Source organism: Streptomyces sp. NPDC024632 (assembly GCF_055559175.1).
Map to the genome: position 1 here is coordinate 87,631 of NZ_JBVHLD010000022.1, position 20,879 is coordinate 108,509.

Annotated in this window: 18 protein-coding genes; 10 read left to right on the plus strand and 8 right to left on the minus strand. The window is 72.0% G+C overall.

Going from position 1 to position 20,879, the window contains the following annotated elements; genetic code table 11:
- Window positions 1-7 precede the first annotated feature (7 nt).
- Window positions 8-910: a ribonuclease BN gene (locus ACZ37P_RS33885; RefSeq protein WP_391052115.1), complete on the minus strand. Its 903-nt coding sequence runs from the start codon at window positions 908-910 to the stop codon at window positions 8-10.
- A gap of 221 nt (window positions 911-1,131) precedes the next feature.
- On the opposite strand from ACZ37P_RS33885, the gene ACZ37P_RS33890 reads away from it, so the two are divergent.
- Window positions 1,132-2,184 carry a phosphotransferase family protein gene (locus ACZ37P_RS33890; protein ID WP_467350239.1) on the plus strand — a complete coding sequence of 351 codons (1,053 nt, stop codon included), beginning with the start codon at window positions 1,132-1,134 and terminating at the stop codon, window positions 2,182-2,184.
- Between the two features lies 1 nt (window position 2,185).
- On the opposite strand, the gene ACZ37P_RS33895 is transcribed toward ACZ37P_RS33890, so the two are convergent.
- From ACZ37P_RS33895 to ACZ37P_RS33905, 3 genes are all read right to left on the minus strand, one after another.
- A complete protein-coding gene (locus ACZ37P_RS33895) occupies window positions 2,186-3,004 on the minus strand; it encodes a family 1 encapsulin nanocompartment shell protein (protein WP_355347477.1) in 819 nt (272 codons plus the stop codon).
- Window positions 3,001-4,116 carry a Dyp-type peroxidase gene (locus ACZ37P_RS33900; protein ID WP_467350240.1) on the minus strand — a complete coding sequence of 372 codons (1,116 nt, stop codon included), beginning with the start codon at window positions 4,114-4,116 and terminating at the stop codon, window positions 3,001-3,003. Before ACZ37P_RS33900 ends, ACZ37P_RS33895 begins: the two co-directional genes overlap by 4 nt.
- Before the next feature lie 190 nt (window positions 4,117-4,306).
- Window positions 4,307-6,526, minus strand: a complete 2,220-nt coding sequence (locus tag ACZ37P_RS33905; RefSeq protein ID WP_467350241.1) for an NADP-dependent isocitrate dehydrogenase — start codon at window positions 6,524-6,526, stop codon at window positions 4,307-4,309.
- A gap of 432 nt (window positions 6,527-6,958) precedes the next feature.
- On the opposite strand from ACZ37P_RS33905, the gene ACZ37P_RS33910 reads away from it, so the two are divergent.
- Genes ACZ37P_RS33910 through ACZ37P_RS33930 form a run of 5 tightly spaced genes read left to right on the plus strand, consistent with a single transcriptional unit; the run spans window position 6,959 to window position 10,866 of the window.
- Window positions 6,959-7,147, plus strand: a complete 189-nt coding sequence (locus ACZ37P_RS33910; protein WP_391052108.1) for a hypothetical protein — start codon at window positions 6,959-6,961, stop codon at window positions 7,145-7,147.
- A gap of 14 nt (window positions 7,148-7,161) precedes the next feature.
- The gene (locus ACZ37P_RS33915; protein ID WP_467350242.1) at window positions 7,162-7,878 is read left to right on the plus strand and encodes a hypothetical protein; all 717 of its coding nucleotides are present in this window, start codon (window positions 7,162-7,164) and stop codon (window positions 7,876-7,878) included.
- The gene (locus ACZ37P_RS33920; RefSeq protein ID WP_355347490.1) at window positions 7,875-8,858 is read left to right on the plus strand and encodes a DUF6895 family protein; all 984 of its coding nucleotides are present in this window, start codon (window positions 7,875-7,877) and stop codon (window positions 8,856-8,858) included. Before ACZ37P_RS33915 ends, ACZ37P_RS33920 begins: the two co-directional genes overlap by 4 nt.
- Window positions 8,858-9,790 (plus strand): DUF6895 family protein, encoded by a 933-nt coding sequence (locus ACZ37P_RS33925; protein WP_401720661.1) that lies wholly within the window; start codon window positions 8,858-8,860, stop codon window positions 9,788-9,790. Before ACZ37P_RS33920 ends, ACZ37P_RS33925 begins: the two co-directional genes overlap by 1 nt.
- On the plus strand, window positions 9,787-10,866 hold the full coding sequence (locus ACZ37P_RS33930) for a serine hydrolase domain-containing protein (protein WP_467350244.1): 1,080 nt from the start codon (window positions 9,787-9,789) through the stop codon (window positions 10,864-10,866). The genes ACZ37P_RS33925 and ACZ37P_RS33930 overlap by 4 nt, the downstream gene beginning before the upstream one ends.
- Before the next feature lies 1 nt (window position 10,867).
- Here ACZ37P_RS33930 and ACZ37P_RS33935 read toward each other — a convergent pair whose 3' ends face one another.
- From ACZ37P_RS33935 to ACZ37P_RS33950, 4 genes are all read right to left on the minus strand, one after another.
- Window positions 10,868-12,526: an MDR family MFS transporter gene (locus ACZ37P_RS33935; protein WP_391052099.1), complete on the minus strand. Its 1,659-nt coding sequence runs from the start codon at window positions 12,524-12,526 to the stop codon at window positions 10,868-10,870.
- 130 nt (window positions 12,527-12,656) lie between these two features.
- Entirely contained in the window at window positions 12,657-13,625 is a 969-nt protein-coding gene (locus ACZ37P_RS33940; RefSeq protein WP_401720655.1) for an SDR family NAD(P)-dependent oxidoreductase, read from the minus strand.
- 247 nt (window positions 13,626-13,872) lie between these two features.
- Window positions 13,873-15,081, minus strand: coding sequence for an acyl-CoA dehydrogenase family protein (locus tag ACZ37P_RS33945; RefSeq protein ID WP_467350246.1), 1,209 nt, complete (start codon window positions 15,079-15,081; stop codon window positions 13,873-13,875).
- 201 nt (window positions 15,082-15,282) lie between these two features.
- The gene (locus ACZ37P_RS33950) at window positions 15,283-16,212 is read right to left on the minus strand and encodes a LysR family transcriptional regulator (RefSeq protein ID WP_355347507.1); all 930 of its coding nucleotides are present in this window, start codon (window positions 16,210-16,212) and stop codon (window positions 15,283-15,285) included.
- Between the two features lie 439 nt (window positions 16,213-16,651).
- Here ACZ37P_RS33950 and ACZ37P_RS33955 point away from each other — a divergent pair, with 439 nt between their 5' ends.
- The 4 genes from ACZ37P_RS33955 to ACZ37P_RS33970 all read left to right on the plus strand — a co-directional run bounded on the left by ACZ37P_RS33955 (window position 16,652) and on the right by ACZ37P_RS33970 (window position 20,827).
- Window positions 16,652-17,428 (plus strand): SDR family NAD(P)-dependent oxidoreductase, encoded by a 777-nt coding sequence (locus ACZ37P_RS33955; RefSeq protein ID WP_467350248.1) that lies wholly within the window; start codon window positions 16,652-16,654, stop codon window positions 17,426-17,428.
- Between the two features lie 26 nt (window positions 17,429-17,454).
- On the plus strand, window positions 17,455-19,068 hold the full coding sequence (locus ACZ37P_RS33960) for a rhodanese-like domain-containing protein (protein WP_467350249.1): 1,614 nt from the start codon (window positions 17,455-17,457) through the stop codon (window positions 19,066-19,068).
- A gap of 90 nt (window positions 19,069-19,158) precedes the next feature.
- On the plus strand, window positions 19,159-20,061 hold the full coding sequence (locus ACZ37P_RS33965) for an ABC transporter permease (RefSeq protein ID WP_355347516.1): 903 nt from the start codon (window positions 19,159-19,161) through the stop codon (window positions 20,059-20,061).
- The gene (locus tag ACZ37P_RS33970) at window positions 20,045-20,827 is read left to right on the plus strand and encodes an ABC transporter ATP-binding protein (protein WP_467350251.1); all 783 of its coding nucleotides are present in this window, start codon (window positions 20,045-20,047) and stop codon (window positions 20,825-20,827) included. Before ACZ37P_RS33965 ends, ACZ37P_RS33970 begins: the two co-directional genes overlap by 17 nt.
- Window positions 20,828-20,879 lie beyond the last annotated feature (52 nt).

Below are 20,879 nucleotides of genomic sequence, written 5' to 3' on the forward strand. Positions count from 1 at the left end.
CCGACGCCTACGGGCCGCGCCGCCACCCGGCGACGCGGCCCTCCCCGTCCGCCACCGCCTCTCCTTCCGTCTCTGTCTCCGCTTCCGTCGCTGTCTCCGCTTCCGTCCCCGTCTGCTGGGGGCCGGCCGCCCGGCGGGCGCGGGTCTGCTGGATCTCGCAGCCGATGAGGGGGCCGCCGAAGAAGACGAAGCCGACGCCGATCAGCCAGCACTGCACCATCAAGACGGTGCCGACCGAGCCGTAGGTGACGGCGTTGGTGACGATGAGCGGCGAGAAGACCAGCCAGGAGAAGCCCCGCAGGCCGACGAGGCCCGCCATGGTGAGGACGGCGCCGGGCAGGGCCGCGCGCCAGGTGATGAGGCCGCCGAGGAGGAAGCGCTGGCCCCACCAGAAGAAGAGGACGCCGAAGACGAGGGTGAGGGTGATGCGGACGACGGCCTGCCGCCAGCCGTGGCTGAGGAAGGCGCCGCTCTGGGCCTCGGCGAAGAGATACGCCGTCAGGCCCGCGAGCCACACCGCGCGCCGCCACACGCTGTGCCAGGGGCTGGCGGGCAGCTCCCAGACCTTGCGGTAGCCGGTCTCGACGCTGGCCGCGAAGGACAGTCCGAAGATCGCGAGCGAGGCCAGGCTGAGCGCGCTGGTGGTGCTCAACACCCGCCGTGGTGTGGCGAACAGGCGCTGCACGGACTCGGCGGGGTGCGGGGACAGGCCCATGCCGTCGACCACCCACTGGGCGAAGCCGGTGCGTTGGAAGGGCGCCGCCGCGGCGACCACGATCAGCAGCGGCATCAACGTGACCAGGCCGAGCGCGGCGAAGCCCATCGAGCGTTGCAGCAGCTCCAGTTCGGCGCCCTTGCGCCACACGCGTCCGGCCGCCGAGCCCTCCCAGACCCGGCGCAGATCCACCATCGTCCCCCTCCTCAGCCGGAGTTCAGCCCCGTGCGGTCGCTGTCACCGTTCCCCGTACGCCGTCCTCGTCGCTCCTGTGTTCGGCGTATGCCCCCGCGCACGGCCGGCTATCCGGGATGGGCCAGGTCTCCGCGACGCGGCACGGGCGTACGGGGACAAGGGAATACGCATCGTCACCGCCGCCCGTGGGAGACTGCACGGTCGATCACGAGGGGTGGGGCATGCACACGGAACGCGGATTTCCGGACCGCGAGCGGCTGGAAGGGGTGGCACGGGCCGCCCTCGGACCCGGCCGCCGCATCGCACGGGTCGACCGACTGCGCGGCGGCAGCAAGAAGGGCGTCTACCGGCTGACGCTCGACGACGACTCGACGGTCATCGTCTACATCTGGGACGACACCGAGGACTACTGGCCGAGCGACGGCACGGACGCTGACCACACCGACCCGTTCTCGCACGCCTCCGGCATCGACCTCTTCGAGGCCGCGCACGGGCGCCTTCACGACCTCGGCGTCCGCTCACCGCGGATCCGTCTGACCGATACCAGCAAGGCGCACTACCCCGCCGACATCGCGGTGGTCGAGGACGTGCGGGGCTCGACCCTTGAGGAGATGCTGCGCGCCGACCCCCGGAGCGCGGCCCCGGTCATGGACCGCCTCGCCGAAGCGCTCGGCCTGATGGCGGACCACACCGCTCCGGGCTTCGGCAAGGTCGCGCTGGTCGACAACGGCGGTGTGTCGAAAGGCGGTTCGTGCGAGGGGGCCGTCCTGGACCGGGCCCTCGACGACCTGTACGAGGCCGCCCGGCGCGACACCCGTATCGCCGTCGTCCGCGACCGGCTGGAGGACGTCGTGCGGACGGCGTACGCCGCGGTGCCCGCGCGCGAGCGGTTCGCCGTCGTGCACGGCGAACTCGGTCCCGACCACGTACTGGTGGACGCCCGAGGCAGGCCGGTCCTGATCGACGTCGAGGGGCTGATGTACTTCGACGTCGAGTGGGAGCACGCCTTCCTGCGCATCCGCTTCGGCGACCACTACGCCCGGCTGCTGCCCGGCCGCCCGGCGCCCGGCCGGGGTCCGGAGCGGGGCGGGGCGGAATTGGACGGGCGGCGGCTGCGATTTTACGCGCTCGCCATGCGGCTGTCGCTCGTCGCCGGGCCGCTGCGCCTGCTCGACGGCGACTTCCCCGACCGCGACTTCATGCTGGGCGTCGTCGAGCACAACCTCCGGGAGTCGTTGGCGTTCCTGGAACCCGACCGGACCCGGTCGCCCTGACTCAGACCGCGATGGCGCGCGGGGCGGACTTCAGGGAGACGGCGGCTTCCGCGGTGTGGACGAGGAAGGTCAGGGTCTCCTGGAAGTAGAGCCGCACGCTGGTGTCGTCATGGGACAGGTAGCCGATGGACAGGTCCTGGCCGAGGCGCAGTTCGAAGTCGCCGCCGCGGCCGGCGATCAGGAAGGCGCCGTCGATGGCGGGCGCCCAGATGATGTCGCCGTCCAGCAGCCGGGCCAGGTGCTGGTGGATCGGGTAGCCGTGGTCCGAGGTCTCGTTGACCGCGGTGTACGCGTCGGCGCTGAGCGCCAGGTGGTAGGTGCCGTCGACGCCCGCGAGGCGCAGCGCGGTGATCGCCTGGCTGACGGCGTTCGGGTAGTCGCGTACGTCGTCGGGCAGGGTGATCGCCTGGTTGGAGGAGGCGGCGCGGATGCCGTCGATACCGGCGGCCGGGTAGCCCTCGAAGATCACCCGGTCCTCGGCGAAGGCGAGCTGCCGGGCGGCGTCCTTGACGGGCTGCCAGTCCGCGTCCTTCGCGCCGCGCTCGACGTCGTCCACCTGGCGGCGGTCGACGCTGAAGGGCAGCCGCAGTTCGACCACCGGCTGCGAGCGCCGTACGTGCGCGGCGACGCCGTCGGCGGGCGACTCGATGGCGTCGAGGTGCCCGGTGGCGACGGCGGACAGCTCGGATCCGGCCGGTTCCGGTACGTCCACGATCCGGCGCCCCGCCACGTTGCGCTTGAACGTGCGTCGCGCCTCGTCCTCCAGATCGGCCCAGGCGGCGGCGGAGATGGGGGCCAGTTCACGATGCAGGTTGTTCACGGCGTGGTGCTCCTCTTCAGGTCGCCGATACCCAGTGAGTCGTCGGGTACGGCGGGGGCGGATTCGACGGTGGCGGATTCGACGGGGACCATGACGGGGGCGGGTGCGGCCGGGGTCGCGGTGCCCGGCGCGGACGCGCGGGCGGGCGGGTCGGGGAGGTCGTCCAGGAAACCGGCGGCCGGGGCGTGGAACAGGGTCCCGGTGACCGCCGTGGAGAAGTCCAGGATGCGGTCGTGGGTGGCGGGCGGCTGGCCGAGGAACATGTTCCGCAGCATCTGCTCGGTGACGTCGGGGGTGCGCGCGTAACCGATGAAGTAGGTGCCGAATTCGCCCCTGCCCGGACTGCCGAAGGGCATGTTGTCGCGCAGGATCTTGCGCTCGGTGCCGTCGGCCTCGGTGATGGTGTTGAGCGCGACGTGCGAGGCGTCCTCGTCCAGCTCCACATTGCTCAGCTTGCGGCGGCCGATGATCTTTTCCTGCTCCTCGACGGGCAGCGCGTTCCAGGCGTCGAGGTCGTGCAGATACTTCTGCACGATGACGTAGCTGCCGCCCGCGAAGTCGGGGTCCTCGTCACCGATGAGCACGGCCCGGTGGGCGGCCGGGCCGACCGGATTCTCGCTGCCGTCGACGAAGCCGAGCAGGTCGCGGGCGTCGCGGTAGACGAAGCCCTGGGTCTCGTCGCGGAGGGTGACCGACCCGCGCAGCCGGTTCATGATCTCGGTGGCGAGCGAGAAGCACAGGTCCATCCGGGTGGCCCTGATGTGGAAGAGCAGGTCGCCGGGGGTGGAGACGGCCCGGTGCCGGGCGCCGCGCAGTTCCTCGAAGGGGTGCAGCCCGGCGGGGCGCGGTCCGGCGAAGAGCCGGTCCCACGCCTCGGAGCCGATGCCCGCGACACAGCTCAGCCTGCCCTCGGGGCTGCCGAAGCCGATCGACCGCTGCAAGCCCGCGAGGTCGGCCAGCAGGTCGCGCGCCACGGCCTCGCCGCCGGGGTCGACGGTCACCACCAGGAAGGTCGCCGCGGTGGTCAGCGGGCTCAGCACCGCCTGCGGTTCCGCCGCCGGGGACGGTGCCGCGGGCACGGCGCTCTCCTGTGTCGTCAATGCGTTCCTCATCAGGCTCGGATCGGACAGGGACCCCGTGGATCGGAAGGGGTCCGCGTACAAGCGGGACATCTCAACTATCGCAAAGCACCGGGACTCGTGCCCGCGCCCCGGCCGGACATGCCGGTCGGGGCGCGGGGATGTGCGATGCGGTGATGTCCGCCGGGGTCGATCCGTACAGGTCAGCCCGGTGGCGGCGGCGTCAGCCCAGGGTCGACAGCGCCTGGTTCAGCGTCTGCGACGGCCGCATGACGGCCGCGGCCTTGGCCGCGTCGGGCCGGTAGTAGCCGCCGAGGTCGACCGGCGAGCCCTGGACCGCGATCAGCTCGCCGACAATGGCCTGCTCCTGCTCGGCCAGCGTCGTGGCGAGCGCGCCGAACGCCTCCGCGAGCTTGATGTCGTCGGTCTGCGCGGCCAGCTCCTGGGCCCAGTAGAGGGCCAGGTAGAAGTGGCTGCCGCGGTTGTCGATGCCGCCGAGGCGGCGGCTGGGCGACTTGTCCTCGTTGAGGAAGGTGCCGGTCGCCCGGTCGAGGGTGTCCGCGAGGATCTGGGCGCGCGGGTTGTCCGTGCTCTGCGCGAGGTGCTCGAAGCTCACCGCGAGGGCGAGGAACTCACCGAGGCTGTCCCAGCGCAGGTAGTTCTCCTTGACGAGCTGCTGCACGTGCTTGGGCGCGGAGCCGCCGGCGCCGGTCTCGAACAGTCCGCCGCCGTTGATCAGCGGGACGACCGAGAGCATCTTGGCGCTCGTGCCGAGTTCGAGGATCGGGAAGAGGTCGGTGAGGTAGTCGCGCAGCACGTTGCCGGTCACGGAGATGGTGTCCTCGCCGCGGCGGATCCGCTCCAGCGAGAAGGCGATGGCGTCGACCGGCGGCAGGATCCGGATGTCGAGGCCGTCGGTGTCGTGCTCGGGCAGGTACCGCTCGACCTTGGCGATCAGGTTGGCGTCGTGCGCGCGGTCCTCGTCCAGCCAGAACACCGCGGGGGTGCCGGTGGCGCGGGCGCGGGTGACGGCGAGCTTGACCCAGTCCTGGATCGGCACGTCCTTGGTCTGGCACATGCGGAAGATGTCGCCCGCGCTGACGGTCTGCTCCAGCACGGCCCGGCCGGCTCCGTCGACCACGCGCACCGTACCGGTGACGGGGATCTCGAAGGTCTTGTCGTGGCTGCCGTACTCCTCGGCGGCCTGGGCCATCAGGCCGACGTTGGGCACCGAGCCCATGGTGGCCGGGTCGAAGGCGCCGTGCGCGCGGCAGTCGTCGATGGTGACCTGGTAGATGCCCGCGTAGCTGCGGTCCGGGATGACCGCGAGGGTGTCGGCCTCCTGGCCGTCAGGCCCCCACATGTGACCCGAGGTGCGGATCATGGCGGGCATGGACGCGTCCACGATGACGTCGCTGGGCACGTGCAGGTTGGTGATGCCGCGGTCGGAGTCGACCATGGCCAGCTCGGGGCCCTCGGCGAGCTCGGCGTCGAAGGACGCCTTGATCGCGGCGCCCTCGGGCAGCGACTCCAGACCCTTGAGGATGCCGCCGAGGCCGTCGTTCGGGGTGAGACCGGCCGCGGCGAGCGTGGCGCCGTGCTCGGCGAAGGTCTTGGGGAAGAAGGCGCGTACGACGTGGCCGAAGATGATCGGGTCGGAGACCTTCATCATGGTGGCCTTGAGGTGCACCGAGAACAGCACGCCCTCGGCCTTGGCGCGGGCGATCTGGGCGGTGAGGAATTCACGCAGCGCCGCGACCCGCAGGACGGCGGCGTCCACGACCTCACCGGCCAGTACGGGTACGGACTCGCGCAGCACGGTGGTGCTGCCGTCGTCCCCGGCCAGCTCGATGCGGAGCGATCCGGCCTCGGAGACGACCGCGGACTTCTCGGTCGAACGGAAGTCGTCGCCGTCCATGTGCGCGACGTTCGTCTTGGACTCCGGCGTCCAGGCGCCCATGCGGTGCGGGTGCGCCTTGGCGTAGTTCTTCACCGAGGCGGGGGCGCGGCGGTCGGAGTTGCCCTCGCGCAGCACCGGGTTGACGGCGCTGCCCTTGACCTTGTCGTAGCGGGCGCGGACGTCCTTGTCCTGGTCGGACTTCGGGTCGTCCGGGTAGTCGGGCAGCGCGTAGCCCTGCTCGCGCAGCTCGGCGATGGCGGCCTTGAGCTGCGGGATCGACGCCGAGACGTTCGGCAGCTTGATGATGTTCGCGGCGGGCGTCTTGGCCAGTTCACCCAGCTCGGCGAGCGCGTCGTCGATCCGCTGGTCCTCGCGCAGGTACTCGGGGAAGACGGCGATGATTCGCCCCGACAGCGAGATGTCGCGGGTCTCGACGGTGACCCCGGCGGTGGAGGCGTACGCCTCGATCACCGGCAGCAGCGAGTACGTCGCCAGGGCCGGAGCCTCGTCGGTATGCGTGTAGATGATGGTCGAGTCAGCCACCGGTCACTCCGTCCAGGTCTGCAACATTGCTCGACATCAAGATATCCCGTGACCGACCCGTGTCCTACCCGCCCCCACCTCCGCGCCCCGCGCGGACGCCCCGGATACCGCCGCACGCGCGCCGCATGACGACGTCCCGGCGCAGGTCAGAGGGCCCGCGTCGGGCAGGGCCGGGCACCCGACCTCACTTGTCAGACAATATTCATGGCCGTGAACTCCCCTTCCCCGCGCGGTCGTACGGGAGCGTCGGGCCACGACGGATGCCGCGCGGGCGAGGAAAGAGCCGCGGTGTCCGGGGCGCGGACCGGGCCGTACGCGCCGGTGTCGCACGGGCCGCGACACGGGTCACCGCATGGGTGATTTGTTCCGTTTGCGGCACTTTGGAACCTCGGCCATGCTGAAGGAGATCCAGCCGAACAAGGAGATGATTCCATGAACTCGGATCTCACAGCCCCGGTCGAGTCGGCGGTCCTCGCCGCTGAGGTCGAAGGACTGCTGGACTCCGCGGAACCCGAGGGCATCTACCGCGACACGCGCGAGTGCGGCGGCGGTCTGCTCCTCGTAGGACTTCTGCTGATCTCGCCCCCGACCCCCCGTCCGACGAAGACGGACGCGTCCTGAACTGAGGGGTCACGTTGGCAGAGCAGGCGCAGGGGACATCCCCGCTGAGCGCTGTGGTCGCCGACGTCGCACAGGCAGTCGCCCTCGCCCTTCGGGGCGGGGGCGGTTCCTATGCGCTGTCGCGCGTACTCCCGCAGGGCGAAGCGGTGGCATCGGCCGCGATCCGGGTACTGGGCGCCGACGTACTGGCGCCGTACGCGCTGGACCGCGGCCCCGCCCATGACACGGGCGGCGCGGCGGGCACGGCCGATCAGGCCCTCGTCCGCGCCGCGCTCGCCGCCTATCCGCCGGGGGCCGACGCCTCCGAGGTGTCGGTGTGGAGCTACCGGGGGCTCGCGGCGGCGGCGCGCGCCTTCCTGCCCGCGGACGCCGACGGCCGGCCGCCGGAGCCGCCCGCCGCGACGCGGTGGGCCGCCACCGACGCGTGGCCGCGACTGGCCCACCGGGCCTCGCAGTTGGCCTCGCTGTCACTGCCGGGGCTCGACACCCCGCTGGCCGGGTGCCTGGCGGAGCGCACCGACGACCTGGCCCGCGGCTTCGTCCGCGCGGTCCGCCGTCGGGACTGGCTCCAGGCGGCCGGGATCGGCCGCTGGCTGGCGGGCCTGCCGGACGTTCCGGACTCGCTCGGTCTGGACAGCGGCCTGGTGTTCGTCCGTCAGATGAGCGGCGACGACCCCCGCGTGGCGCTGCACATCACCGCGGCGGCGCGTTTCCACGGGCGCGGTTCGTGACCGGCGGCCGGGTCCCCGCGGCGGGCGCCGGCCCGGAGCCGCTGGACCGCATGGCCGTCTCGGCGCTCACCTGGCTGGACGGCATGCGCCCGTGCTTCCGGCTGCCCCCGGACGTGACGACCGACGCCGATCCCAACACCACGCTCAAACCCCTCGGCGAGCTGGCCGAACTCAGTCACCTCATCCGTACGCACCACCCGCTGCCCGCCGTCCGCGACCTCGCGGACGGCCTCTTCCGCTTCGCCTGGCGTGAGACGCGCGACGGTGAGCTGTTCGGCGACCTGATCCGCGGCGAGCCGCGCGCGACCTACCCGGTCGAGCTGTACGGGGTCTTCGCGCAGACCGGGCTGAGCCATCCGGGCGTCGAGGAACTGGTGCGCACCATGACCGGGCTGCGCGGCTGGCGGGTGGCGCGCGAGGACCACACCCGTACCCTCGGCGTGCTCAACGCCGAGCGGCGGATCGGGCTGCGACACCACGCCGACTTCGACGCGGTGCTGGCCATGACGGGACTCGGCCGGGCGGTCGAGCCGTGGACGCTGGACCGCAAGGCGGCCTACGGCGTGACGCACGACGTCTTCCACCTCACCGACTGGGGCCGCGCCCCGCACCGGATGCCCGCCGACCGCGCCGAGTATCTGCGGCTGTGGATCCCGTCCTGGCTGGAGAGCTGGCTGGAGGAGGAGCTGTGGGATCTGGTCGGCGAACTGCTCGCCGTGGCGGCCTGCCTGCCCGCGCCCGTCCCGGACGCGGCGGCCTGGCGGCTGTTGGCCGGGGCGCAGGGCGCGGACGGCGCGGTGCCCGAGATCGGCGCCGCGCCGCCGCCGGGCACGGCCGCCGCCGAGGCGTTCACCGCCTGCTACCACTCCACGTTGGTGACCGCCTTCGCGGCCACCCTGGCCCGGATCGGCCCGACGCGGCCGGCGGGCCCGACCGCGGGCGTACGGCGCCCGGTCCTGGAAAGCGAGGCAGCATCGTGATGACGACGGCCGCATCCCCCGCGCTCCTGCACCAGGTGGGCGAGCGCGCGCTGGCCTGGCTCGACGCGAACCGGGAGCACTTCCGGCTCACCGACGACGACCGCGCCACCAGCGGCGCGGTCATCGAACGCCTCAAGCCCATCGGCGAGTTGGCGATCAACATGCGGGTGCTCTCGCGCGAGGGCGTGGCCGGGTCACGGCAGCGCGACCGGTCGCTGCGGCTGCTGGACTTCGCCTGGCGCGAGTTGCTGGACGGCGGCAACGTACTGGCGGCGCTCCAGCGCGACGAACCGCTCTCCCCCGTGCCGCTGGAGATCTACGCGACCTTCTACGAACTGGGCCACCGGCACCCCGGTGTGGAGGACGCGGTCGCCCTCTCGCGCCGCACGGCGTCCTGGCGGGCCCTGGAGATGGTGCCCAACCGGCGCCTGGGCCTGCTCAACGCCGAGCGCAAGCTGGGCCTGGTGCCCAGCGGTGACTTCGACCTGGCCGTGGAGCGCACCTGGCTGGGCCAGACGCCGGAGCCCTGGACGGTGCAGTTCCACATCGCGTACGACCTCACGCACACCGTCTTCCACCTCACCAACTGGGGCGAGGCGCCGGACCGCATCCCGCCCGCGATCGTCGACTATCTGACGCGGTATCTCCCGGCCTGGACCGAGGACTGGGCCGACCTCGCCCACTGGGACCTGCTCGGCGAACTGCTGGTCGTGGACGCCTGTCTGCCGCGCCCGGCGCTCGACGGCGAGGTGTGGGAGCGGTACGCCGCCGCGCAGTCCGACAGCGGTGCGATGCCGGTGCGCAACGGGATGCCGGACGGGGACGCGGCCGAGGTCTTCGACCAGGTGCACCACCCGACGCTGGTCGCCGCCTTCGCCTCCGCGATGGCCACCTCCCGCGCGCTGTCGGCGGACACGGACGCGGTCGCGTGAGCGCCACGGCGGTGGACCTCGCGCCGGACGAGGCCGAGGACCGTACGGCCGACGGCGCGCCGGTCCGCGACCTGCTGGAGCGGGCGGTCACCGAGGTCAGGGCGCCCGATGTCGTGCTGGCCGTCTCCCGCGCGGGACGGCGGACGCTGGTGGGCGGCGGCAGCGCGCCGCCGCGGGCGGCGCGCGAGGAGGCGCGGTACGAACTCGGCTCGCTCTCCAAGACGTTCACCGTGCTGCTGCTGGCGGCACTCGCCCGCGACGGCGTACTCGGTCTCGACGACCCGCTCGCCGCGCACCTGCCGGACCTGCCGCTCCCCCACCCGTACGCGCGGCGGATCACGCTGCGGCACCTGGCGACCCACACCTCGGGGCTGCCGCGCGTGCCGCGTGACCTGGTGGCGGGCGCGGTGCTGCGGCCGTACACCAACAGCTACGCCCGCTACGACACCGGACGGCTGCTGCGGGCCTTCGCGGACACCCGTACCCGCCACGCCCCCGGCAGCCGCTGGCACTACTCCAACCTCGGCATCGCGCTGCTCGGACCCGCGATGGAACACGCCACCGGAACGGACTACGGCACGCTGCTGGCGGGGCGGGTGCTGGCGCCCCTGGGGCTGCACGGCACCACGACGGGGCCGGGCGGTGTCCGCGCGGCGGTCGGCTACCGGACCGACGGGCGTACGCCGCTGCCGCCGACCGACATGGCGGCCTTCACGGCGGCGGGCGGGGTCCGGTCCACACCGACCGACCTGCTCCGCTACGCCGAGGCACACCTGCGGCCCGGCGGCACGGCGTTGGAGGCGGCGCTGCGCGACGTCCAGGTCCCGCAACTGCGCCGGGGGCTCGGTCACCGGAACACGCACACGCTGACCTGGTACCGCCATCCGGCGCCGGGTGGCCCCCTGCTCTTCCACGCGGGGGCCACCTTCGGGCAGCAGACGTTCCTCGGCTTCCACCCGGCGACCGGTACGGCGGTGGCCGGATGCGCCACCCGGCACGACCGCGGCTGCCGCATCGTCAAGACGGCCTACGCGCTGCTGTACCGGCTGTGCGGCGAGCCGACGGACACGCCCTGACTCAGGAGGTCGCCGCCTCCACCTTCTCCTCCTGCGAGAAGTCCCCCGCCGTGGTGCGCAGCGGGACCTCCTTGATGAGCAGCGACAGCACGAAGGCAATCACCAGGACGCCCGCGCCGACGAGGAAGGCGACGTTGATCGCGTCGGTGAAGCCGGTCTTGAAGGGGTGGGCGAGCGCCGGGTCGACATGGCTGAGGAACGACGTGTCGTTGAGCGTGCCCGTGCTGCCCGAGGACGCCGAGGTGAGCGTCTTGAGCTGGTCCGGGTGCGCGGCGGCGGCCTGCTGGAACGCTTCTCCTCCCTTGGCGGCGGCGAAGGCGGAGCCGATCTTGCCGCCCACGACGGAGTAGACGATCGACAGGAAGACGGCGACGCCGAGCGTGCCGCCCATCTGCCGGAAGAAGGTCGTCGAGGAGGTGGCGACACCGATGTCGCGCGGCGGCACCGCGTTCTGCATGGCCAGCACGATCGTCTGCATGTTCAGGCCGAGTCCGGCGCCGACGACGAACATCGACACGTCCACGTAGAACAGGCTGCTGTCGGCCGACATCTGCCACAGCATCAGCATGCCGCCCACCAGCAGGGCGCAGCCGATGATGGGGAAGATCTTGTAGCGGCCGGTGCGCGAGGTGATCTGGCCGGACACCATCGAGAAGATCATGATGCCGAGCACCAGCGGCAGGGTGAGCAGACCGGCCTTGGTCGGCGAGTTGCCCTTGACAAGCTGGAGGTAGAGCGGCAGCAGCGTGATGCCGCCGAACATGCCGATGCCGATGATCGCGGACTGCGCGGAGCCGACCGCGAAGACGCCGTTGCGGAAGAGCCGCAGCGGCAGCAGCGCCTCCTCGCCCGCCCGGCGCTCGGCCAGCAGGAAGGCGACGATGCCGACCGCGCCGATGATGTAGCAGGACAGCGAGGACGCGGCGCCCCAGCCCCACTCGCGGCCCTGTTCGGCCACGATCAGCAGCGGTACGAGGGCGACGATCAGCGCGGTCGCCCCGAGGTAGTCGATCCGGTGCGGCCGTCGTTCCTGGCGCACGTGCAGGACCCTGGCGACCACGAACAGGGCGAGGATGCCGATGGGGACGTTGATCAGGAAGATCCAGCGCCAGCCGTCGATGCCGAGCAGCGAGTCCTGCCCGGCCAGCGCGCCGCCGATGACCGGTCCGAGCACGCTGGACGTGCCGAAGACGGCCATGAAGTAGCCCTGGTACTTGGCTCGTTGGCGCGGCGGGATGATGTCGCCGACGATGGCGAGCGCGAGCGAGAACAGCCCGCCCGCGCCGATGCCCTGGAGGGCGCGGAAGCCCGCGAGCATGTACATCGACGTCGACAGCATGCACAGCGCCGAGCCGACGATGAATATCGCGATGGCGAAGAGAAAGAACGGCTTGCGCCCGTACTGGTCGGAGAGCTTGCCGTACAGCGGTGTGCTGATCGTCGAGGTGATCAGGAAGGCGGTGGTCACCCACGCCTGGGCGGTCAGGCCGTTGAGGCTCTCACCGATCTTGTAGATGGCCGTGGAGACCACCGTCTGGTCCAGTGCCGCCAGGAACATGCCGAGCAGCAGCCCCGAGAGGATGACCATGATCTGCCGGTGTGTGTACTCCGTCGGGGGCGCCGCGGTGCCGGCCGGCGCGGCGTCTGCCTGAGCACTCATGGTGCTGCTTCCTCTCCCGTAATGCTGCTCTGTTTGCCTTGGGCAACATTACGCCGCCCGGTGCCGCGACCCCCTACCGGCTGCTGGGGAGTGCGGGGTCGCGGGTGCGGGCGGGGCGTGAGCGGGCGGCCTACCGGGGCGTGACGGCGTCCACACCGGTCAGTTCGGCGGACAGCGTCCACAGCCGGGCGGCCTGGTCCGGGTCGACCGCGTAGTCCTTCACACCGATCCTGGTGCCGTCCGCGGGCGCGGGCTCGGCGATCTCGCAGTCCGCCAGGTAGACGCCGCCCTTGCCGTCGAGCATGGGCGAGGTGGCGGCCCAGACCTGGGTGGCGGCGCCCTGCTCGGTGCTCTTGAGCCCGGCGGACTCCAGCGGTTCGCCGTTCTCGTCGATCAGGCCGCGCTCGATCAGCTCCGACTGGGGCAGGTGGCGCTGGAGCGGGGTGAGGATGCCGCCGGGGTGCAGCGCGAAGGCCCGCACCCCGCGCCGCGCGGCGAGCTGGTCGAGGTGCACCGCGAACAGCACGTTGGCCGTCTTGGCCTGGCCGTACGCCTGCCACTTCTCGTAGCCGCCGCGCGCGAACTGCGGGTCGTCCCAGCGGATGGCGGAGTAGTGGTGACCGGCCGAGGAGACCGCGACGACGCGCGCGCCGCCGTCCTCGATCGCCGGCCACAGCCGGTTCACCAGCGCGTAGTGCCCGAGGTGGTTGGTGGCGAACTGCGCCTCCCAGCCGGGTCCTACCCGCGTCTCGGGGCAGGCCATGACGGCGGCGCTGTTGATGACGATGTCGATGCCGCGCCCGGTGGCCAGGAAGCGCTCGGCGAAACCGCGGACGCTGTCGAGGTCGGCCAGGTCGAGCTCGTCGACCTCCACGCCGTCGACGCCGTCGAGCGCGTCCTTGGCGGTCGCGGGCCGCCTGGCCGGTACGACGACGTGGGCGCCCGCCGCGGCCAGCGCGCGGGTGGTCTCCAGACCGATGCCGGAGTAGCCGCCGGTGACGAGGGCGAGCCTGCCGGTCAGGTCGATCCCCTCCAGCACCTCCCGCGCGGTGGTCTGTGCGCCGAATCCCGAGCCGATCGCGTGCTGAGTCGTTGTCATGCCTCACACGCTAGGGCGTGTCCGCAAAGTCTCGTCTGGCTGGCGGCGCCTGGCACGCACGCTCGCTGCGTTGTCGGGCTCATCCGAATAGGCCCACTATGAGGACGACCCTACGCCTTGCGATCGCACGCACCAGACACCGCCAGCCCCGCCCTCCGGGCGGACGACGCGACCTTGCGGACACGCCCTAGGAGCTGGAGTGGACTCCAGCGCAAGCGCCGCGGCCCCGGACGTGTCGGGGCGGTTCCTAGAAGAAGCCCTGGTTCGGCAGCGGCGTTCCGTTGAGTTCGTAGCGGCCCACCGCGACCGCTTTGAGCGTCTTCGGATTGTGGGCGGCGATCGTACGGATGTTGCGCCAGTGCCGGTCGAGGTGGGCGCCGCGGCGGACCAGCGAGCCGCCGCCGATGTCGAAGAGCTCGGACGCGGCGCGGTTGGCGAGTTCGTCCACGACGACCTTGGCCTTGGCGTTGAGCAGCGACGCGCGCGCGGACAGCTCGGCCTCCTCGGGGGTGCCGTGCGCCGCGTAGGCGTCCTCCAGCGCTCGTCCGGCGGTCAGGACCAGGGCCTGCGCGGCGAACGCCTGGCTGTGCAGCAGCCCCACGCTGTACTGCACGATCGGGTCCTCGGTCGGCGCGTCGGCGGGCGCGTGGTAGAAAGCCCGTTTCTTGGCCCGGACGTGTGCGACGGCGTCGGCCGCCACCCGGCGCAGGATGCCCGCGATCATCGCGTTGAGCTGGATGTGGAAGAACGTCGCGGGGTACGGGACGGGTTCGCGGGCGTCGGTCGCCCGGGTGAAGTAGTCCTCGGGTGTGATGGCGACATCGTCGAAGGTCACCGTGCCGCTGCCCGTGAAGCGCTGGCCGAAGCCGTCCCAGTCGTTGGGGCGCAGCACGCCGGGGCGGTCGGTGGGGACGATGACCTGGGCCCTCCCGCCGTCCACGTCGGTGACGCCGACGACCAGCCAGTCCATGTACAGGCTGCCCGTGGTGTAGTGCTTCGTGCCGTTCAGCCGCAGGCCGCCGTCCGTGCGGCTGACGGTGGTCCGGTACGGGAAGTCGGTGGCCCCCGCCTTCGCGCCCAGTTCGGTGGAGGCGGAGCCGATCAGCTCACCGCGCGCGACACGGTCGAGCCAGACCGCGTCCTCGGGGCGGGCGCCGCGCAGCAGCCCCTCCACCACACCGAAGTGGCTGCGCAGGATGTGCGCCACATTGGAGTCCGCGGCGCCCAGGTCGATGAACACCTCGAAGAGCTGGGTGAGGCTCGCGCCGCCCCCGCCCCGTTCGACCGGCACCCGCAGGGCGCCGAGCCCTGCCCTTTTCGCCGCCTCGACGGCCGCGTACGGCAGTTCGTCGCGCTCGTCCCGCCCGATCGCGCCGTCGCCGATGTGCTCGATCAGCTCCCGCAGTCGCGCCGAGCCGAAGGTGACACCGCTCGTGGCCTCGGCTGTTTCGGTCATGCGTGCTCCCCTGCTCACTGTGGCGCCCGGTTCCTGTGGCACCTCAGCGTCGATCCGGCGGCGTGGCCGATCAACAAGGTTCGGCTACGGCGTCGTTGCGGCTGCGCTTAACTGTCGGGCCGAGGCGCGCTCGTCAGCGCGGCGCGGTCCCGGTTCGGCCCGCGCGGGTGCGCGGCGCGGTACGCGGTCCTGGCGGCGCGGTCAGGAGGCGACCCGCAGGACCCGTCTGTGCAGCGCCTGTTCACCGATCGAGCGCAGCGTGCGCAGGACGAGCGCGATGTTCGGGTCGTTCCTGCGGGTGGTGCGCGTGACCGAACTGATCGTGCGGTAGCCGATCGGCACGCCCTCGACGATGAGGTGTTCCAGGTGCGCCGGTACGGACAGCCGGGGCACGATCGCCGAGACGACCTCGGTGGCGGCCAGGTCGCAGACGATCTGGGCGGTCACCAGCCGGTGCGTGATCCGCGGGGTGAACCCGGCCCGCTCGGCGGCCCGCAGCAGCGCGGTGTCCAGGGTGGAGTTGGCCAGACCGGTGACCCACACCTGTTCGGCGAGCGCGGCGAGCCCCAGGCTGCGGACCCGGGCGTGCAGCCCGGTCGGCGCAAGGAGCACGAACGGCTCGACCAGCAGCACCTCCCGGCTCAGCCCGTTGAGCAGGTCCTGCGCCTCGAAGTCGCACCGGTAGGTGACGGCCACGTCGACCTCGCCCTGGCGCAGCAGGCGCAGCGCGTCATCGGCCTCGGCCTGCTGGAGGTGGATCTGCAAGTGCGGCTCCTCGGCGCTCAGCAGGTGGATCAGCGGCGCCGCCAGGACGGGTATGCCCAGGTTGTAGGAGACCATCGCGATCTGTCCCGAGACCTGGTCGCGGGTGGCCGCGAGCGCGCTCATCGCGTCGTCGACGGCGCCGAGCACGACGCGTACGTGGTCCACGAGGATCCGGCCGCTGCGGGTGAGGCCCAGGGTGCGCCCGTCCCTGCGGAACAGGATCGAGCCGGTCTCGACCTCCAGGACCCGGAGTTGCTGTGAGACGGCGGAGTTGGTGATGTTGCGCCGTTCGGCGACGGCGGTGACCGTGCCAAGATCGGCGAGATCGCGTAGCAGCATCATGCGACGCAGGTCGAGCATGCTCATGGTTGACCTCAGATGTTGTCGAGTTGACCCCCACGACACCCAGGCGCGGCGCGGCCGGTACCGGCGGCGGCGGTCTGGGTTCGATTCTGACGAGCGGCGGCGCTCCTAGGAGGGCAGGCCGCGCTTCGGCACCAACGGCGTGGTGCGGATCAACGACGACAGGCGGCGACGCAGACGCGCATGAGATCGACATGGCGTCGCGCGAAGAGGTCCGTCCCGGTCACGCACCGAGGATCGCACACCCACCCCGATTCCCACCACGTCCTAGATCGTGTCGATTCGCACAGTGCCGCCCCGGCCGCCCTCGCCCACCCCACTGTTAAGCCAGGTCCCGGCTATTGCTGTAGCCAGATCTTCTTGTTCGCCCCTTCCCGTCCCCGCAGGCTGAGGCCCTATTCGCAGCTCGGCGTCGCCGTCGGGCACTCGATCGGGGAAGTCCATGGGTCTCGAACTCGAAGGAAAACGCGCCGTCGTCACCGGGGGCGGCACGGGCATCGGTTACGCCATCGCCGAGGAACTGGCGCGCGAGGGCGTGCGGGTGGCGATCACCGGACGGCGGGGGGACGTCCTGGACGACGCGGTCGTACGGATCAGGGAGTCGACCGGCGCCGACGTGCTCGCTGTGCGGGCCGACACCGGTGACGACGACTCGGTGCGCGAGCTGGTCGACACCGTGAGAGCGGCCTTCGGCGGTATCGACATCCTCGTCAACAACGCCGCCGAGCAGCCCGCGCAGAAGGGGCCGAGCTTCCAGGACGCCGACGACGCCTGGTTCCAACGGCAGCTCAACGTCAAGGTGATCGGCTATCTGCGCACCATCAAGGCCGTCGCGCCGCTGCTGATCGAGAACGGCTGGGGCCGTGTCATCAACATCAGCGGCACCGGGGCCCGTTCGACCGTCTCGGTGATCGGCTCGGTCCGCAACGCCTCGGTGATCGCGCTGACCAAGAACGTCGCCGACGAACTCGGCCCGCACGGCGTCAACGTCACCGTCGTCCACCCCGGTCCCACCCGCACCGAGCGGTACGTCGAGCTGCAGAGCGGCGGCGCGGCCGACGGCGCGGCGCCCGCCGCGCCGGGCAACGTCATCGGCCGGGTGATCGAGCCGCACGAGGTGGCGTGGGTGGTCGCCTTCCTCGCCTCGCCGCGCAGCGTGGCCGTCGTCGGCGACGGCGTCTACGCCGGCGGCGGCGTGCCCGGCGCCATCCACTACTGATCCGACCAGAGTCCAGGAGAGTTCCCATGACCGAATCCGTGGCCCCCGCCATCGCCGTCGACGAGTTGCGCGCGCTGCTCGACGGCGGCCAGGAGTACGCGCTCGTCGACGTCCGTGAGTCCGGCGTCACGGCGGCGCAGGGGTCGATCCTGCTCGCCGTCTCGATCCCGCTCAGCGTCCTGGAGCTGAAGGTGGGGGCGCTGGTCCCCCGCCGTGACACGCCGGTCGTCGTCTACGACGGCGGCGACGCGGAGCTGGCGGGGCGGGGCGCGGCCCGGCTGCGCGCGCTCGGCTACACCGACGTCCGGGTGCTCGACGGCGGCCTCGCCGCGTGGGCCGCGGCCGGGCACAAGGTCCACAGCGGCGGCGATCACGTCATCGGGCAGGCCTTCGGCGAGTGGATCGAGGAGGTCTACCGGACGCCGCACATCAGCGTGCCGGACTTCCTGAGCCGCCGCGCGGCCGGTGAGGACATAGTGCTGCTGGACAGCCGCCCCATCGGCGAGTTCCGCGACCACAGCCTGCCCGGCGGGACGTCGATACCTGGCGCCGAACTCGTCTACCGCGCGGCCGAGGCGGTGTCGTCGCCCGACACGCTCGTCGTGGTCAACTGCGCCGGGCGCACGCGGAGCATCCTCGGCGCCCAGGTGCTCATCAACGCGGGCCTGCCGAACCGGGTGGTGTCGCTGGAGGGCGGCACCCAGTCCTGGGTGCTGGAGGGGCACGAACTCGACCACGGCGAGACGTCCTCGGTGGCGCCGCCGACCGGCGCGGCGCTGGAGGCGGCGCGGGAGAGCGCGGCCCGCTTCGGCGAGCGCTTCGGGATCGAGCACATCGACGCGGCGGCGCTCGCGGCGTTCGGCAAGGACGACACGCGTTCGCTGTACGTCCTGGACGTGCGCACGCCCGAGGAGTTCGAGGCCGGTCACCTGCCCGGCTCCCTGTCGGCGCCGAGCTGGGATGTCGCGCCGTGGGTGTTCCGGCACGTCGGCACGCACCATTCCCGTGTGGTCCTCGTCGACAACGACGGCGTACGGGCCGCGGTCGCCGCTTCCTGGATCGCCCAGATCGGCTGGGCGCAGGTGTTCGTCCTCGACCGGGCCCTGGAAGGCGTCGGCCTGGAGACCGGCCCGGTGCCGCGGCCCGTCCTCGACCCGCCGTCCGGCGGCTTCGAGACGGTCACCGCGCAGGAGCTGGACGGCGCCCCGGCCGACACCCGGCTCGTGCTCGACGTGGCGCCCAGCCCGGAGTACCGCACCGGCCACGTCCCCGGCGCCCGGTTCGCCATCCGCGCCCGCCTCGCCGCGTCGGCGGCCGAGCTGCCCGGCACCGGGCCGGTCGTGCTGACCTCCTCCGACGGGGTGCTCGCGCGCTACGCCGCCGCCGACCTCGCGGCGGCCACCGGCCGTCCGGTGCGGGTGCTCGACGGCGGCACGGCGGCGTGGCGCGCGGCCGGTCTGCCCGTGGAGACCGGCCGGGCCGAGTGGTTGCACGCCCCGGAGGACGTCGTCGCCTCCGGCTGGCGCGAGAGCGACCCCGAGGACCGCAAGGCCGGATTCCGCCGCTATCTGTCCTGGGAGCTCGGCCTGGTCGCCGAGTTGGCGCAGGACGACACCGTTCCGTTCAAGAAGTTCGCCTGAGGCACTGACCCCCTGTGAGGACACGCTCATGACCGCCATCGCCAGGCCCCTCACCACCCGGCCGGTCGACACCGCCGCCGAGGTGACGCGTTGACCGGCGCCGCTTCCGTCACCGACACCGCGCCCGCGCCGGGTGCGCCGACCGCCACGAGGACTCCGCGGGGCGCGGCGGGGCTCATCGACCTCAGCCCGCGCAACCGCGGGCGCGAGAGCGTGCGCAAGCGGGTCCGCTTCTGGAGCGGCTGGACCCTGCGCGTCGGCGTGCCCGTCGCACTGATCGCCCTCTGGCAGCTCGCGTTGACCTGGGGCTGGACCACCGAGGACGTGCTGCCCTCGCCGAAGACCATCGTCGAGGCGTACCAGTACCTGTGGAACAACGGCTCGCTCCAGGCCGCCGTACCGGTGTCGCTGCGGCGGGCCGGTGAGGGGCTGCTGCTCGGCGGCAGCGCGGGGCTGGTGCTCGGGATCTTCGCCGGTCTGTGGAAGATCGGCGAGGAGATCTTCGACGCCACCCTCCAGATGCTGCGGACGGTGCCGTTCATCGCGCTGGTCCCGCTGTTCGTCACCTGGTTCGGCATCGACGAGCCGTCCAAGCTCGCCCTCATCACCGCCGCGGCGCTGTTCCCGCTCTACCTGAACACGTTCCACGCCGTGAAGGGCGTCGACCAAAAGCTCATCGAGGCGGGCAGGACCTTCGGGCTCAGCGGCTTCCGGATCGCCCGCCGGATCATCTTCCCGACGGCGCTGCCCGGCATCCTCACCGGTCTGCGCTTCGCCTGCTCCTTCTCCCTGCTGTCGCTGGTGCTGGCCGAGCAGGTCAACTCCACCGCCGGGATCGGCTATCTGATCATCAACGCCCAGAACAACCAGCGCCCGGACATCGTCATCGCCGGCATCTGGATCTACGCCGTGCTGGGCATCCTCATCGACTTCGTCATGCGCGGCGTCGAGCGTCTCGTCCTGCCCTGGAGGGCCCGTGTCGGTATCAACTGAATCGCCGGGCGACCTCGCCGCGGACAGCGCGGGATACGCCGTCACCGCGCTGGGGGTCCGACGGGTCTTCGACGGCCGTGCGGTGCTCGACGGGGTCGATCTCCGGCTGCGGAAGGGGGAGTTCGTCGCGCTGCTCGGAGCGTCCGGCACCGGTAAGACGACGTTGCTCCGTATCGTCGGCGGACTCGACACCGCCGACGAGGGAAATGTCGTCGTGCCCCGCGTGCGGTCGACCGTCTTCCAGGAGCCGCGGCTGGTTCCCGCGCAGAAGGTGTGGCGCAATGTCGTGCTCGGCGCGCGGCGTCCGCGAGCCGCGTACGGCAAAGCGCTCGACGCGCTGGCCGAGGTCGGTATCGAGAGCCACGCCAAAGCCTGGCCCCGGACGCTGTCCGGCGGTGAGGCGCAGCGTGTCGCGCTCGCCCGCGCGCTGGTCACCGAGCCCGATCTGCTGCTGCTCGACGAGCCCTTCGCGGCCCTGGACGCGCTGACCCGGATCAAGATGCACGACCTGCTGGCGGCGCTGTGCGCCAAGCACGAGCCCGCCGTCGTCCTGGTCACCCATGACGTGGACGAGGCGATCCTGCTCGCCGACCGTGTCCTGGTCCTCTCGCGCGGTTCGATCGCCCTGGACCAGCGGGTCGAGATCGACAAGCCCCGCCACCGCGACGATCCGCGGTTCCTCGAACTGCGGGCGGCGCTGCTCGACCAGCTCGGCGTGGCCCGCACCGTCGGCGGCGGCGACGAGGAGGTGGCCGCCGGCCATTGACGGCCCGTCAGATCAGAGCACCACGAACCGTCTTCACCCGACACATCCCGAG

Excerpts from the sequence above, each read along its gene's own strand:
- ACZ37P_RS33945 (WP_467350246.1), bottom strand. The coding sequence starts at position 15,081 with ATGACCGAAACAGCCGAGGCCACGAGCGGTGTCACCTTCGGCTCGGCG.
- ACZ37P_RS33885 (WP_391052115.1), bottom strand. The coding sequence starts at position 910 with ATGGTGGATCTGCGCCGGGTCTGGGAGGGCTCGGCGGCCGGACGCGTG.
- ACZ37P_RS33925 (WP_401720661.1), top strand. The coding sequence starts at position 8,858 with ATGACGACGGCCGCATCCCCCGCGCTCCTGCACCAGGTGGGCGAGCGC.
- ACZ37P_RS33900 (WP_467350240.1), bottom strand. The coding sequence starts at position 4,116 with ATGAGGAACGCATTGACGACACAGGAGAGCGCCGTGCCCGCGGCACCG.
- ACZ37P_RS33950 (WP_355347507.1), bottom strand. The coding sequence starts at position 16,212 with ATGAGCATGCTCGACCTGCGTCGCATGATGCTGCTACGCGATCTCGCC.
- ACZ37P_RS33960 (WP_467350249.1), top strand. The coding sequence starts at position 17,455 with ATGACCGAATCCGTGGCCCCCGCCATCGCCGTCGACGAGTTGCGCGCG.
- ACZ37P_RS33935 (WP_391052099.1), bottom strand. The coding sequence starts at position 12,526 with ATGAGTGCTCAGGCAGACGCCGCGCCGGCCGGCACCGCGGCGCCCCCG.
- ACZ37P_RS33955 (WP_467350248.1), top strand. The coding sequence starts at position 16,652 with ATGGGTCTCGAACTCGAAGGAAAACGCGCCGTCGTCACCGGGGGCGGC.
- ACZ37P_RS33910 (WP_391052108.1), top strand. The coding sequence starts at position 6,959 with ATGAACTCGGATCTCACAGCCCCGGTCGAGTCGGCGGTCCTCGCCGCT.
- ACZ37P_RS33890 (WP_467350239.1), top strand. The coding sequence starts at position 1,132 with ATGCACACGGAACGCGGATTTCCGGACCGCGAGCGGCTGGAAGGGGTG.
- ACZ37P_RS33940 (WP_401720655.1), bottom strand. The coding sequence starts at position 13,625 with ATGACAACGACTCAGCACGCGATCGGCTCGGGATTCGGCGCACAGACC.